This is a genomic window from Shinella sp. S4-D37, assembly GCF_040812195.1.
Lineage (GTDB): Bacteria > Pseudomonadota > Alphaproteobacteria > Rhizobiales > Rhizobiaceae > Shinella.
Window position 1 is genome coordinate 1,701,635 of sequence record NZ_JBFNXL010000005.1, and the last position, 14,999, is coordinate 1,716,633.

11 protein-coding genes are annotated in these 14,999 nt (G+C 66.8%); 6 read left to right on the forward strand and 5 right to left on the reverse strand.

All coding sequences use genetic code 11. The features are described from left to right. The first annotated feature begins 1 nt into the window (after window position 1). The gene (gene kdsA, locus AB3G45_RS15660; RefSeq protein ID WP_272789342.1) at window positions 2-841 is read left to right on the forward strand and encodes a 3-deoxy-8-phosphooctulonate synthase; all 840 of its coding nucleotides are present in this window, start codon (window positions 2-4) and stop codon (window positions 839-841) included. A gap of 128 nt (window positions 842-969) precedes the next feature. Then, window positions 970-2,244, forward strand: a complete 1,275-nt coding sequence (eno, locus tag AB3G45_RS15665) for a phosphopyruvate hydratase (protein ID WP_367831453.1) — start codon at window positions 970-972, stop codon at window positions 2,242-2,244. Between the two features lie 356 nt (window positions 2,245-2,600). Here the strand turns inward: eno and AB3G45_RS15670 are convergent, their stop codons facing one another. Both AB3G45_RS15670 and AB3G45_RS15675 read right to left on the reverse strand, forming a co-directional pair. Further along, on the reverse strand, window positions 2,601-3,527 hold the full coding sequence (locus AB3G45_RS15670) for a pseudouridine-5'-phosphate glycosidase (protein ID WP_367831454.1): 927 nt from the start codon (window positions 3,525-3,527) through the stop codon (window positions 2,601-2,603). Window positions 3,528-3,561: 34 nt separating this feature from the next. After that, window positions 3,562-4,509 (reverse strand): carbohydrate kinase family protein, encoded by a 948-nt coding sequence (locus AB3G45_RS15675; protein ID WP_367831455.1) that lies wholly within the window; start codon window positions 4,507-4,509, stop codon window positions 3,562-3,564. A 238-nt stretch (window positions 4,510-4,747) separates the two neighbouring features. Here AB3G45_RS15675 and recA point away from each other — a divergent pair, with 238 nt between their 5' ends. From recA to AB3G45_RS15690, 3 genes are all read left to right on the forward strand, one after another. Then, complete coding sequence (recA, locus tag AB3G45_RS15680) at window positions 4,748-5,845, forward strand: recombinase RecA (RefSeq protein WP_367831456.1); 1,098 nt, start codon at window positions 4,748-4,750, stop codon at window positions 5,843-5,845. 312 nt (window positions 5,846-6,157) lie between these two features. Continuing rightward, window positions 6,158-8,818: an alanine--tRNA ligase gene (gene alaS, locus AB3G45_RS15685; protein ID WP_367831457.1), complete on the forward strand. Its 2,661-nt coding sequence runs from the start codon at window positions 6,158-6,160 to the stop codon at window positions 8,816-8,818. A gap of 143 nt (window positions 8,819-8,961) precedes the next feature. Then, on the forward strand, window positions 8,962-10,158 hold the full coding sequence (locus AB3G45_RS15690; protein WP_367833593.1) for a GGDEF domain-containing protein: 1,197 nt from the start codon (window positions 8,962-8,964) through the stop codon (window positions 10,156-10,158). A 90-nt stretch (window positions 10,159-10,248) separates the two neighbouring features. Here AB3G45_RS15690 and AB3G45_RS15695 read toward each other — a convergent pair whose 3' ends face one another. Then, window positions 10,249-11,922 (reverse strand): SulP family inorganic anion transporter, encoded by a 1,674-nt coding sequence (locus tag AB3G45_RS15695; RefSeq protein ID WP_367831458.1) that lies wholly within the window; start codon window positions 11,920-11,922, stop codon window positions 10,249-10,251. Window positions 11,923-12,104: 182 nt separating this feature from the next. Here AB3G45_RS15695 and AB3G45_RS15700 point away from each other — a divergent pair, with 182 nt between their 5' ends. After that, the gene (locus AB3G45_RS15700; protein WP_367831459.1) at window positions 12,105-12,965 is read left to right on the forward strand and encodes a GyrI-like domain-containing protein; all 861 of its coding nucleotides are present in this window, start codon (window positions 12,105-12,107) and stop codon (window positions 12,963-12,965) included. A gap of 14 nt (window positions 12,966-12,979) precedes the next feature. Here AB3G45_RS15700 and AB3G45_RS15705 read toward each other — a convergent pair whose 3' ends face one another. Together AB3G45_RS15705 and AB3G45_RS15710 are read right to left on the reverse strand one after the other, a co-directional pair. Beyond that, window positions 12,980-13,615 (reverse strand): glutathione S-transferase family protein, encoded by a 636-nt coding sequence (locus AB3G45_RS15705; RefSeq protein WP_367831460.1) that lies wholly within the window; start codon window positions 13,613-13,615, stop codon window positions 12,980-12,982. 113 nt (window positions 13,616-13,728) lie between these two features. Next, on the reverse strand, window positions 13,729-14,943 hold the full coding sequence (locus AB3G45_RS15710; RefSeq protein WP_367831461.1) for an NADP-dependent isocitrate dehydrogenase: 1,215 nt from the start codon (window positions 14,941-14,943) through the stop codon (window positions 13,729-13,731). Window positions 14,944-14,999 lie beyond the last annotated feature (56 nt).

Here is a 14,999-nt window from a genome sequence, read left to right on the forward strand (position 1 = left end):
GATGAACACCAATTCCACCGTCGTCGTCGGCGAAGGCGCCAAGAAGGTTACCTTCGCCCAGGACAAGCGCTTCTCGCTGATCGCCGGCCCCTGCCAGATGGAGAGCCGCGACCACGCCTACATGATGGCCGAGGCGCTGGTAAAGATGACCGACAAGCTCGGCATCGGCCTCGTCTACAAGTCCTCCTTCGACAAGGCGAACCGCACCTCGCTCTCCGGCAAGCGCGGCATCGGCCTTGAAAAGGCGCTGGAAATCTTCGCCGACCTCAAGAAGGATTTCGGCTTTCCGGTCGTCACCGACATCCACACGGAAGAGCAGTGCGCCGTCGTCGCCGAGACGGTCGACATCCTGCAGATCCCCGCCTTCCTGTCGCGCCAGACGGACCTGCTCGTCGCCGCCGCCAAGACCGGCCGCGCGATCAACGTCAAGAAGGGCCAGTTCCTGGCGCCCTGGGACATGAAGAACGTGCTGGCGAAGTTCACCGAGAGCGGCAACCCCAACGTCATGCTGTGCGAGCGCGGCGCCTCCTTCGGCTACAACACGCTCGTCTCCGACATGCGCTCGCTGCCGATCATGGCCTCGCTCGGCGCGCCGGTCGTCTTCGACGCCACGCACTCGGTGCAGCAGCCGGGCGGGCAGGGCGGCTCGACGGGCGGCGACCGCCGGTTCGTCGAAACCCTGGCGCGCGCGGCCATCGCCGTCGGCATTGCCGGCCTCTTCGTGGAGACCCACGAGGACCCCGACAACGCCCCCTCCGACGGCCCGAATATGGTGCACCTGAAGGACATGCCGCGGCTTCTGGAAAAGCTCGTCGCCTTCGACGACATCGCCAAGGCCTGACATTTCAAACGGATGACATGGAGGCATGTCATCCGTTTTTCTGCTGCGGAAACGCCATTGTAATTTCTGCATCGTCGATTAAAAGTGGATTTTAATCGATTTATAAACCCCGGAACAGGACGATATCCATGACTGCAATCATCGACATCATCGGCCGCGAGATTCTCGACAGCCGCGGCAACCCCACCGTCGAAGTGGACGTGCATCTCGAGGATGGCAGCTTCGGCCGTGCGGCCGTTCCCTCGGGCGCTTCCACCGGCGCGCATGAAGCCGTCGAACTGCGCGACGGCGGCAAGCGCTACCTCGGCAAGGGTGTGGAGAACGCCGTCGCCGCCGTCAACGGCGAGATCTTCGAAGCGATCGGCGGCCTCGATGCGGAAGACCAGATCGAGATCGACCAGACGATGATCGAGCTCGACGGCACGCCGAACAAGGCGCGCCTCGGCGCCAACGCCATCCTCGGCGTCTCGCTCGCCGTCGCCAAGGCCGCCGCGGAAGCCGCCAACCTGCCGCTCTACCGCTATGTCGGCGGCCCGAACGCCCGCATCCTGCCGGTGCCGATGATGAACATCATCAATGGCGGCGCCCATGCCGACAACCCGATCGACTTCCAGGAATTCATGATCGTCCCGGTCGGCGCCGAAACGGTGCGCGATGCCGTGCGCATGGGCTCGGAAGTGTTCCACACGCTGAAGAAGCAGCTCGCCAGCGACGGCCACAACACCAATGTCGGCGACGAAGGCGGCTTTGCGCCGGGCCTCGCTTCCGCTCCCGCCGCCCTCGACTTCATCATGAAGTCGATCGAGAAGGCCGGCTACCGCCCGGGCGAGGACATGTTCATCGCGCTCGACTGCGCCTCGACGGAGTTCTTCAAGGACGGCAAGTATGTGCTCGAAGGCGAAGGCCGCACCCTGGAGCCGGGCGCCATGGCCGACTACCTCGCCGAGCTTGCCGGCAAATACCCGATCTTCTCGATCGAGGACGGCATGGCGGAAGACGACTGGGACGGCTGGAAGGCGCTGACCGACAAGATCGGCAAGAAGGTGCAGCTCGTCGGCGACGACCTGTTCGTGACCAACTCGGCGCGCCTTCGCGACGGCATCAAGATGGGCGTCGGCAACTCGATCCTCGTCAAGGTCAACCAGATCGGCTCGCTCTCCGAGACGCTCGACGCCGTGGAGACCGCGCACAAGGCGAGCTACACCGCCGTCATGTCGCACCGCTCGGGCGAGACCGAGGATTCGACGATCGCCGACCTTGCCGTCGCCACCAACTGCGGCCAGATCAAGACCGGTTCGCTCGCCCGCTCCGACCGCACCGCCAAGTACAACCAGCTGATCCGCATCGAGGAACAGCTCGGCGCCCAGGCGAAATACGCCGGCCGCGGCATCCTGCGCGGCTGATCGGTCCCACGGCATTTTTCGGCGGCAGCGTGCAAGCGCTGCCGCCGTTTTTGTTTTATGAGGGGCCAGGCTGCAGGCATCTCTTCGACGGAAAGCAAGTGCATCCGGGATTCGACATTGCCGCTCTTCCCTTCTCCCCTCGGGGAGAAGGTGGCCCGAAGGGTCGGATGAGGGGGATGTCGATGAAAGGACGGTTTTTGGCGTGCCGCCCGCTCATCCGCCTGCCGGCACCTTTCCCCGGGGGAGAAGGGGAATGTGGCGCAGGCTTCATTCCACACGCCAGGGCCTTGCCGTTGGGGAGCTCTTCGGCCGACCGGAAGGGCAGGGCAGGCCGTGCGGCTGCCCCGCATGGCGGCTCAGTCCGCCAGCGCCACGGCGATTTCCGCCGCCAGCCGCGCATTGTTCTCGACGAGCGCGATATTGGTCTTGAGGCTGCGGCCGTCCGTCAGGCGGAACAGGCTGTCGAGCAGGTAGGGCGTCACGGCCTTGCCGGCGATCTCGTCGCGTTCGGCATTGTCGAGCGCGCGGGCGATGTAGATCTCCATCTCCTCGCGTTCGATCTCGTCGGCCTGCGGCACCGGATTGGCGATCAGCATGCCGCCGTCGACGCCGAGCTGGTCGCGCACCCTCTGGAAATTGGCGATGGCGGCCGGGCTGTTCAGCGTCAGCGGGCTCTTGAGGCCCGAATCGCGCGACCAGAAGGCCGGGAAGACCGGGCTGTCATAGGTGACGACGGGCACGCCGCGCGTTTCCAGCACTTCCAGCGTCTTCGGGATGTCGAGGATCGCCTTAGCGCCCGCGCAGACGACGATGACGCCGGTGCGCGACAGTTCGTCGAGGTCGGCGGAGATGTCGAAGGTCTCCTCGGCCTTGCGGTGCACGCCGCCGATGCCGCCGGTCGCAAAAACCCTGATGCCGGCGCGGGCTGCGCCGATCATCGTCGCCGCCACGGTGGTCGCGCCCGTGCGGCGCTCGGCGATGGCGAAGGCGAGGTCGGCGCGCGACAGCTTCATGGCGCCCTCGGTCTGCGCCAGCTTTTCCAGCCGCGCCTCGTCGAGGCCGATATGCAGCACGCCGTCGATGACGGCGATGGTCGCCGGCACGGCGCCTTTCTCGCGGATGATGCGCTCGACGCTGCGGGCCATGTCGAGATTGCCCGGATAGGGCATGCCGTGGGTGATGATCGTCGATTCGAGCGCGACGATCGGCGCGCCGCGGCTCTTGGCGGCGGCGACTTCGTCCGAATACTGCATCGGCAGGAGGGTGGAAACGGGTCTGGTCATGCGGTGTCCTTGCAGGAATTTCGGCAAAAAAGTCTCATGCCATTCCTTCGGCCTCCGGCACAAGGGAAAGTGCGGCCTGAAGGGCCGCCTGCGACATTTCTTCGGAGACGGCAAGCGGCGAGCGCACGGTGATCGCCGCGGCGGCGACCCCGCGGCGCAGCGCCTCGCCGATAGCGTGGCCGGCCATCCAGGCATCGAGGAAGCCGGAGGCAAGCGAATCGCCCGCCCCGGTGACGTCGCCGAGCGCGGGCGCTTGCGGCGGCGCGACACGCACGGCGCCCTTCGCGTCGAAGGCGATGATGCCCTTGCCGCCGCGCGTCACGACGCCGGCGGGAAGGCCGGCCGCGCGCAGCGCCTTCGGCCAGTCGGCCGGGTCCTCCGGCGCCGCGCCCGTCAGCGCGCGGGCCTCCGCCTCGTTCATGAAGAGGAAGGCGAGGGCGGGAAGGCTCTCCTGGAACCGCGGCACTTTCGCCGGGGAGATGGCGATGCCGGCGATATGCACGCCGGCCGCGCCCGCCGCCGCCGTCATGGCCGCCAGCGTCTCGGCCGGCAGGTTGGCGTCGGTGAGGATCAGCCCCGCCGTCGCGATCGCCTCGCGCATCGCCCGCTGCTGCAGGCGGCGCGGCGAGAACAGGCGGTAGAGCTCCATGTCCGCCAGCGCGATGACGAGGTTGCCGTCCCGCTCGATGATCGCCGTATAGCTCGGCGTCGCCCGGTCGAGGAAGGTGAAGGGCCTGTCCTCGACGTCGGCCGCCGCCGCCGCGGCCGCCACGACGGCGCCGTCCGCATCGCCCCCGCGCGGCGAGACGAGCCGCACCGTCCGGCCGAGCCTCGAAAGGTTGCGCGCCGCGTTGAAGGCGCCGCCGCCCGCCTCCACGAACCAGGCGCCGGGATTGCTCGCCCCCGGCGCCGTCTCGCCGGCGATGCGTCCGCGCCTGTCCACATGGGCGCCGCCCATCACCAGTATCGTCTTTCCCGTCATCGTCTTCCTTCATTCCCGCGGGGCGCGCGATTCGCCGGCAAGAGCGACGCGTCCACGCGGGTACATCCTTGTTCCGCCACGGCTTTCAACAGACGTAAACGAAAAGAGAACACACGCTCGATTCACGAAATCATTCAAATGGATGAATGGACCTTGCAAAAAGAGAACAAAATGTGTACATAGCTTTCATCGACGGCTTCGTTGCCTGTCTTGCTTCAATAACCTAAAGGTGGACCAAATGGCACAGAACACTTTGCGGCTCGTAGAGGATAAAGCAGTGGATAAAAGCAAGGCACTCGAAGCGGCACTCTCCCAGATCGAGCGCGCCTTCGGCAAGGGCTCCATCATGAAGCTCGGCGGAAAGGACAGCATCATCGAGATCGAGACGGTGTCGACGGGCTCGCTCAGCCTCGACGTCGCGCTCGGCATCGGCGGCCTGCCCAAGGGCCGCATCGTCGAGATCTACGGCCCGGAAAGCTCGGGCAAGACGACGCTGGCGCTGCAGACCATTGCCGAATCCCAGAAGACGGGCGGCATCTGCGCCTTCGTCGATGCCGAGCACGCGCTCGACCCGGTCTATGCCCGCAAGCTCGGCGTCGATCTCCAGAACCTGCTGATCTCGCAGCCCGACACCGGCGAGCAGGCGCTCGAGATCACCGACACGCTGGTGCGTTCCGGCGCCGTCGACGTGCTGGTCGTCGATTCGGTCGCCGCGCTGACGCCGCGCGCCGAAATCGAGGGCGAGATGGGCGAGAGCCTGCCGGGCCTGCAGGCGCGCCTGATGAGCCAGGCGCTGCGCAAGCTCACCGCCTCGATCTCCAAGTCCAACACGATGGTGATCTTCATCAACCAGATCCGCATGAAGATCGGCGTCGTCTACGGTTCGCCGGAAGTGACGACGGGCGGCAACGCGCTGAAGTTCTACGCCTCCGTCCGCCTCGACATCCGCCGCATCGGCGCCGTCAAGGATCGCGACGAGGTGATCGGCAACCAGACGCGCGTCAAGGTCGTCAAGAACAAGATGGCCCCGCCCTTCAAGCAGGTCGAGTTCGACATCATGTACGGCGAGGGCGTCTCCAAGACGGGCGAGCTCATCGACCTCGGCGTCAAGGCGGGCATCGTGGAGAAGTCCGGCGCCTGGTTCTCCTACAACAGCCAGCGCCTCGGCCAGGGCCGCGAGAACGCCAAGACGTTCCTGCGCGACAATCCGGATCTCGCCCGCGAGATCGAGACGGCGCTGCGCCAGAATGCCGGCCTCATCGCCGACCGCTTCCTGGAGAACGGCGGGCCGGATCCGAACGACGCGAACGACGCGGACGACGCGGCCGGCATGTAATCGCCGCGCAACGGTTTCGCAAAACAGCAAAGACCGGCCTCTTCTTCGCGAAAGGCCGGTTTTTTGGTGTCTGGACAGGCGCCGAGGCGGGCGATAAAAGCCTTCAGTTCTCGCGCGCGCCAAGGTTTTCGACCGTCCGCATCCTTAAGCGGCAGGCGCGGGCGGTTTCGACGGAATTCGCGAAAGGGCGGCCTTGGGGTCTTCCGGGCGGGCACTCCGGCCGGCGAGGCGGTTTTACCGTCGTTGCAGCGACATTGGGTGGGCGATGCGCCGGTCTTCCGGCGCGAAATGGGCACAGATGAAGGACGCGATATGAGCGGCGTGAATGAGATCCGGTCGACTTTCCTCGACTATTTCCGAAAGAACGGCCACGAGATCGTGCCGTCCAGCCCGCTCGTGCCGCGCAACGACCCGACGCTGATGTTCACCAATGCCGGCATGGTGCAGTTCAAGAACGTCTTCACGGGCCTTGAATCGCGGCCCTATTCCACCGCGACGACCGCCCAGAAGGTCGTGCGCGCCGGCGGCAAGCACAACGACCTCGACAATGTCGGCTATACCGCGCGGCACCTCACCTTCTTCGAGATGCTCGGCAACTTCTCGTTCGGCGACTATTTCAAGGAGCGCGCCATCGAGCTTGCCTGGACGCTGGTGACGAAGGGCTTCGACCTGCCGAAGGACCGGCTGCTCGTCACCGTCTATTCCGAGGACGAGGAAGCGGCGATCCTCTGGAAGAAGATCGCCGGCCTTTCCGACGACCGGATCATCCGCATCCCGACCTCCGACAATTTCTGGCAGATGGGGGATACCGGCCCCTGCGGCCCCTGTTCGGAAATCTTCATCGACCAGGGCGAGCACGTCTGGGGCGGCCCGCCCGGCTCGCCCGAGGAGGACGGCGACCGGTTCCTCGAATTCTGGAACCTCGTCTTCATGCAGTTCGACCAGACGGCGCCCGGCGAGCGCAGCCTGCTGCCGCGCCCGTCGATCGACACCGGCATGGGCCTGGAGCGCATGGCCTGCATCCTGCAGGGCGTGCAGAGCGTCTTCGAGACCGACCTCTTCCGCACGCTGGTCTCGGCCGTCGAGGAGACGGTGGGCATCAAGGCGGAAGGCGAGGCGGCCGCAAGCTGCCGCGTCATCGCCGATCACCTGCGCTCCTCCGCCTTCCTGATCGCCGACGGCGTGTTGCCGTCGAACGAGGGCCGCGGCTACGTTCTGCGCCGCATCATGCGCCGCGCCATGCGCCACATGCAGCTGCTCGGCGCCCGCGAACCTTTGATGTGGTCGCTGCTTCCCGCGCTGGTCGGCGAGATGGGCCGTGCCTATCCCGAGCTCGTGCGCGCCGAGGCGCTGATCTCCGAGACGCTGAAGCTGGAGGAGACCCGCTTCCGCAAGACGCTGGAGCGCGGCCTGTCGCTGCTGTCGGACGCCACGGTGACGCTTCACAAGGGCGACATGCTGGACGGCGAGACGGCCTTCAAGCTCTACGACACCTACGGCTTCCCGCTCGACCTGACGCAGGACGCGCTGCGCGCCCGCGACATCCATGTGGACCTTTCCGGCTTCAACGACGCGATGCAGCGCCAGAAGGCGGAAGCGCGCGCCAACTGGTCCGGCTCCGGCGACAAGGCGACGGAAGCGGTCTGGTTCGAACTGAAGGAAAAGCACGGCGCGAGCGAATTCCTCGGATACGACACGGAGACGGCCGAGGGCGTCGTCCAGGCGATCGTCAGGGACGGCAAGACGATCGACGGCGCCAGTGCCGGCGACACCGTCCAGATCGTCGTCAACCAGACGCCGTTCTACGGCGAATCGGGCGGCCAGATGGGCGATACGGGCGTGATCGTCAGCGACCATGCGCGCCTTGCCGTGACCGATACGCAGAAGAAGGGCGAGGGCGTCTTCGTCCACAGCGCCGTCGTCGAGAGCGGCAAGCTTGCCGTCGGCGACGCGGTCGCGCTGACGGTGGACCATGCCCGCCGGTCGCGCCTTCGCGCCAACCATTCCGCCACTCACCTCCTGCACGAGGCGCTGCGCGAGGTGCTCGGCACCCACGTCGCCCAGAAGGGCTCGCTGGTCGCGCCCGAACGCCTGCGCTTCGACGTCTCGCATCCCAAGCCCATGTCGGCGGAAGAGCTGCGCGTCATCGAGGACATGGCGAACGAGATCATCGTGCAGAACGCCCCGGTCACCACCCGCCTGATGACGGTGGACGACGCGATCGCGGAAGGCGCCATGGCGCTCTTCGGCGAGAAATACGGCGACGAGGTGCGCGTGGTCTCCATGGGCACCGGCCTGCACGGCGCCAAGGCGAACCGGCCCTATTCGGTCGAGCTTTGCGGCGGCACGCATGTCTCGGCGACCGGCGAGATCGGCCTCGTGCGCATCCTCTCGGAAAGCGCGGTCGGCTCCGGCGTGCGCCGTCTCGAAGCGCTGACGGGAGAGGCGGCCCGCGCCTATCTCGCCGAGCAGGACGAGCGCGTGAAGACGCTTGCCACGACGCTGAAGGCGCAGCCCGCCGACGTGCTCGCCCGCGTCGAGGCGCTGGTCGAGGAGCGCCGCAAGCTGGAGCGCGAGCTGACCGAGGCAAAGAAGAAGCTGGCCCTTTCGGGCGGTTCCGCCGGCGGCGACGACGGCGTGCGCGACGTCGCGGGCGTGAAATATCTCGGCAAGGTCGTCACCGGCGTCGAGCCGAAGGACCTGAAGAGCCTTGCCGACGACGGCAAGAAGAGCCTCGGCTCCGGCGTCGTCGCCTTCATCGGTGTCTCGGCCGACGGCAAGGCGAGCGCCGTGGTCGCCGTCACCGACGACCTCACCGGCCGGTTCAGCGCCGTCGATCTCGTGCGCCGCGCCTCCGAGGCGCTCGGCGGCAAGGGCGGCGGCGGGCGTCCCGACATGGCGCAGGCCGGCGGCCCGGACGGCGCGAAGGCGGGCGACGCGATCGAGGCGCTCGCCGCCGTCATCGCCGGCTGATCGGCCGGCCCCGATACAGAAGGATCACGGCGGCGGGCTTCGGCCGCCGCTTTTGTTTGCGAAGTCTTCAAGGTTTACCCTTAGCATCCTGCGCGTGCGGGGGGCTTGTTTTGATTGAAAATGTCATCAGTATATCAACCTTGATGATCTGTACGTTCCTGTCGACCACCGTCGTCGGGATCTTTCTCCTGCAGGTTTGGCTGACCGACCGGCGGCACGCGGCGGCCGGCCACTGGTGCCTGACCATGTGGATCGGCTCGCTCTGCACCCTTCTCTTCGCGCTGCGCGCGGTCGGCCCGCCGCTTCTCACCGTCGGCCTCGGCAACCTGCTCGCCGCCCTCGGCTATGCGTTCATGTGGGCCGGTTTCCGCGTCTTCGATCGCCGCCGCGCCCATCTTTCGGTCGTCCTCGCCGGCCCGGCCCTCTGGTGCCTTGCCTATCTCCTCGTTCCGCAGGTGACGGCGGATGTGAACGCCCGCATCATCGTCTCCTCCGTCATCATCTCGGCCTATTCGCTGTGGATCGGCGTCGATGTCTGGCGCGGGCGCGGCAGGGAAGTGCTGCCGACCCGCACCCTTGCCGCCGCCTTCTTCGTCAGCCACGGCGTCATCTACGGCCTGCGCATTCCCATGGCGATCACGGTGCCCGCGGCCTTCGGCCATGGCACGGCCTATTCCGCCTGGTTCGCGCTCTTCTCGCTGGAACTCTTCGCCCACACGATCCTGGCGGCCGTCACCATGCTGGTGCTGATCAAGGAGCGGGGCGAGGCGCTCTATCGCCAGGCCTCGCGCACCGACGCGCTGACGGGAATCGCCAATCGCGGTTCGTTCCTGGACGACATGCGCGCGCGGCTCGCGGATCCCGCGCAGGGCACGCTGATGATCTTCGACCTCGACCGGTTCAAGGCGATCAACGACACCTATGGCCATGTCGCCGGCGATCTCGTCCTGAAGCGGTTTTCCGCGCAGGTCGCCGCCCGGCTGGAGGCGAACATGCTGTTCTCCCGCTTCGGCGGCGAGGAGTTCGCGCTTTTCACGCCGGGGCGCGACATGGCCTCGGCCGAAGGGTTTGCCGAAGCGCTGCGGCAGGAGGTGGCAGCCCTGCCGGTCCGCATCGGCGATCGGGAGATCGCCGTCTCGGTCAGCATCGGCCTTGCCGATATCGCCACCTTCGGGGCGGATTTCGACCGCCTGCATTCGGCCGCCGACGGCGCGCTCTATGCGGCAAAGGAAGCGGGCCGCAACCAGGTCAAGCGCGCGGCGCCCTCGCTGGGGCTTTCCGACGTCGCCGACCGCATGAAGGCCCCGGCCGGCGCGGATGCCGTCGCCCGCGCCGGTTAGAGCATTCCAGCGGCGTCGGAAAATGCTCTAGATTCTTGTTCGTATCGCATTATCCGGCGCCGGTGCGATCTCGCTTCGGCTGGAAATACTCTAGCGCGCCGTCGTCGCGATCTCATCCATGGCGTTCTCCACGGTCGCCGTGAAGGTGACGCGCGGCGCGTGCAGCTCGTGGGCTTCCAGCAGGCGGCGCATCTCGGGCTTCAGGCCGACGATGAAGACGCGCACGCCCGCCCGCTCGGCCTTGCGCACCAGGCCGTCGATGACGCTGGCGGCGGTCGAATCGAGCAGCGGCACGTCGGCGCAGTCGAGCACGAAGTTGCGCCGCTGGTCGGCGATGCGGTCGAGCACCGTGCCGACGCTGGCCGCCGCGCCGAAGAAGAAGACGCCGCTGATGCGGTAGATCACGGTGTCCGGATCGTCGGCGACGACCGGCCGCTCCGGCAGGCCGTCGTCCTCGCCGGCATCCTCGATGGCCCGCACGACCCGCGGGACGGTCTCCTCGCGGATATCGACGGCCTTGCCCATGCGGTCGATGAACAGCACCGCGCCGATGAGGAAACCGACGACGATGCCCTCCGTCAGGTCGCGGAAGACGACGAGCAGGAAGGTGACGGCGAGCACCGCCGCATCGCCGCGCGAGGAGCGGAAGAGCGCGGCGATGGCCGGGCGCTCCACCATGTTGAACGCGACGACGGCGAGCACGCCGGCAAGCGCGGCGAGCGGGATGTAGCTGGCGAGTGGCGCGGCGACGAGCATGAAGAGAAGCAGGAAGAGCGAATGCAGCATGCCCGAGACCGGGCTGGTGGCGCCGGAGCGGACGTTCGTGGCGGTGCGCGCGATGGTGCCCGTCACGCAGATGCCGCCGAACAGCGCCGAGCCGATATTGGCGAAACCCTGGGCGACCAGCTCCATGCTGGAGCGGTGCCTGCGCCCCGTCATGCCGTCGGCGACGACGGCCGAGAGCAGCGATTCGATGGCGCCGAGCAGCGCGAAGGCGACGGCATCCGGCAGAACGGCGAGGACGAGTTCGGGCGAGAAGGAGGGCAGCGCCGGCAGCGGCAGGCCGCGCGGGATGCCGTCGAAGCGGGTGCCGATCGTATCCGCCGGCAGGGAGAAAAGCGCGGTGGCGAGCGAGGCGACGGTCACGGCGATGAGGAGGTTCGGCCAGCCCGGGCGCAAGCGGCGCAGCAAGAGGATGACGGCGATCGTGAGGCCGGCGACGCCGAGGGCGGCCGGGTTGAACGTCGGGCGGGCGGCCCAGAGCGCTTCCAGTTTCTCGACGATCGGTCCCGGCTCGCGCTCTTCCAGCGTCAGGCCGAGCAATTCGCCGATCTGGCTGGCGAAGATGATGACGGCGATGCCGGCCGTGAAGCCGACCGTCACGGGATAGGGGATGAACTTGATGTATTTGCCCAGCCTGAGATAGCCGGCGAGCGCCAGCATGAGGCCGGAAAGCAGCGTGGCGAGCAGCAGGCCCTCGACGCCGTGGCGGGCGGCCGTGGCCGCGACGAGCACGATGAAGGCCCCGGCCGGCCCGCCCACCTGGAACCGGCTGCCGCCGAGCGCGGAAACGAGGAAGCCGCCGATGATGGCGGTGTAGAGGCCGCGATCCGGCGTGACGCCCGAGGCGATGGCGATCGCCATGGACAGCGGCAGCGCGACGATCGCCACCGTCAGCCCGGACAGCGCATCGGCCTTGAAACGCGCGGGACCGTAGCCCTCCGCGAAAACGCTGGCGAGCTTCGGCGTCAAAGTATCGGTCATGGATGCCTCGAAAGGCCGGGGATGGAGGAAGGAGGGGCCGGCGCGGGCATCTCACGCCGAGTCGCCCGTTTTTGCAATGGCGCAAGGCAGGGCCATGCAAAATTTGCAAGGCAAGAAGAAGCGCAGGATTTGTGAAATCGCTCCGTGCTTGATTGAATGCGTTCCGGCGAGGGGAAAGCGGCATGAGCGAGAGCGCGATCTGGACAGCCTATGAGAAGCGCCTGCTCCGGGTTTCAGCCTATATCCACGAGCACCTGGAAGAGGATCTCGACCTCGACCGGCTGTCGGAGATCGCCTGCCTTTCCGCCCATCACTGGCACCGTGTCTACCGCGCCGTGCACGACGAGACGCTGGCGGGCACCGTTCGCCGGCTGCGGCTGCACCGCGCGGCGGGCGATCTGGTGCGCAGCGACCGCTCCGTCCGGGACATCGCCGCGCGATGGGGTTACCCCAACCTGCAGTCCTTCACGCGTGCCTTTGCGGCTGCCTACGGCATGCCGCCGGCACGCTACCGCAAGGAGGGCTCCCATCGCGCCTATGAGGCCGAAAACGACAAGGAACCCTCGCGCATGTTCGATGTAACCATTCGCACCATTGCCGAGCAGCCGCTGCTCGCCGTTCCCCATTCCGGCGCCTATATGGGCATCGGCAAGGCTTTCGAGGCGCTGCATGGCGTGCTCTTTTCCCGCAACCTCTTCCGGCCGGACATGCGCATGATCGGCGTTTTCCTCGACGATCCCGATCTCGTGGCGGAGGAGGCGCTGCGATCCTTCGCCTGTGTGACGGCGGGGGCGGATATCCCGGCCGAGGCGCCGCTGGTGCGCCGCACGCTGGCGGGCGGCGACTACGCGGTGCTGCGCCACCAGGGGCCTTACGCGGATATGGGGCCGGCCTATCGCTGGCTCTACGGCACATGGCTTCCCGCCTCGGGACGCTCGATCCGTGACGAGGTGATGTTCGAGGCCTATCTCAACAACCCGCGCGAGGTGCCGCCGAACGCGCTTCTGACGGAAATCTGCCTGCCGCTCCAGCCCGCGGCCTGAACGGCAGGGCCGCCTTAACCCTTCTCCGCCTGGAGCTGGCGGTGCATCTCCTCGTCGTCGAGGGCGGTCGCGCGCTTGCTTGCCGGCCGCTCCTTGAGGCGGTCCCAATAGGCCTTGAATTCCGGGCGCGGCTCCAGCGAGCCGAATTGCAGGCCCCAGCTGATATGGGCGCCGACATAGACATCGGCGGCGGTGAAGGTGTCGCCGGCAATATAGGGATGGCGCGTGACGGCGAGCGACAGGGCGTCCATGACCGTCTCGTAGCGGCCGCAGCCGATGCTGCGTTCGCGCTCCCGTGGGACTTCCAGGCCGAAGGCCTTTAGCGACACGGCCATTTCCAGGGGACCGGCGGCGAAGAAGAGCCAGCGGTAATAGTCGCCGCGCTTTTCGAGCGGCGGGGCGAGGCCGGCCTCGGGAAAGGCATCGGCGAGATAGGCGCAGATCGCCGCCGCCTCCGTCACCACGGTGTTGCCGTGGCGGATGGTCGGCACCTTGCCCATGGGGTTGACCGCCAGGAAGTCCGGCGACTTCATCGAGCCGTCGAAGGTCAGCCACTCGACGCGGTAGGGCGCGCCGACCTCTTCCAGCATCCAGCGGGCGATGCGCCCGCGCGACATCGGGTTGCTGTAGAAAACCAGTTCCTCGGCCATGCGGGTCCTCCTCCTGCAAGCGCTGACGGGAGGATAGGGCAGATGGCGCCTGCCGCAAGGGGAGGCAACGAGAAAGCCCGGCGCGAAGGCCGGGCTTTCCTTGGTCTTTTCGATCAGGCCGCCATGGCCTTCTTGAGGTTCTCGTCGATCTTGTCGAGGAAGCCGGTGGTGGAGAGCCACGGCTGGTCGGGACCGATGAGGAGCGCGAGGTCCTTGGTCATGAAGCCCGATTCGACGGTCTCGACGCAGACGCGCTCGAGCGTTTCGGAGAACTTGGCAAGCTCCGCATTGCCGTCCAGCTTGGCGCGGTGGGCAAGGCCACGCGTCCAGGCGAAGATCGAGGCGATCGAGTTGGTCGAGGTCTCCTCGCCCTTCTGGTGCTGGCGGTAGTGGCGCGTCACCGTGCCGTGCGCGGCTTCGGCTTCCACGGTCTTGCCGTCCGGCGTCATCAGGACGGAGGTCATCAGGCCGAGCGAGCCGAAACCCTGGGCGACGATGTCGGACTGCACGTCGCCGTCGTAGTTCTTGCAGGCCCAGACATAGCCGCCGGACCACTTCAGCGCCGAGGCGACCATGTCGTCGATCAGGCGGTGTTCGTACCAGATCTTGGCTTCCTTGAACTTTTCGGCGAATTCGGCGTCGAAGACCTGCTGGAAGATGTCCTTGAAGCGGCCGTCATAGACCTTGAGGATGGTGTTCTTGGTCGACAGATAGACCGGCACCTTGCGCTGCAGGCCGTAGTTGAAAGACGCGCGGGCGAATTCGGTGATCGAATCGTCGAGGTTGTACATGCCCATGGCGACACCTGCGGACGGCGCGTCGAACACGTCGTATTCGATCTCCTTGCCGTCCTCGCCGACGAACTTCATCGTCAGCTTGCCCTTGCCGGGGAACTTGAAGTCGGTGGCGCGGTACTGGTCGCCGAAGGCGTGGCGGCCGACGATGATCGGCTTGGTCCAGCCGGGAACGAGGCGCGGCACGTTCTTGGCGATGATCGGCTCGCGGAAGATGACGCCGCCGAGGATGTTGCGGATGGTGCCGTTCGGCGACTTCCACATCTTCTTCAGCTTGAACTCCTCGACGCGGGCCTCGTCCGGCGTGATCGTCGCGCACTTGACGCCGACGCCATGCTTCTTGATCGCGTTGGCCGCGTCGATCGTCACCTGGTCGTCCGTCGCGTCGCGGTTCTCCATGCCGAGGTCGTAATATTCGAGGTCGATGTCCAGGTACGGATGGATCAGCTTGTCCTTGATGAACTGCCAGATGATGCGCGTCATCTCGTCGCCGTCGAGTTCGACGACGGGGTTGGCGACCTTGATCTTTGCCATGGAGAGCCTCGTATTTTGTCGGGGCCTAGCGCCCCGGATCGTGGACTTGAAAGGAA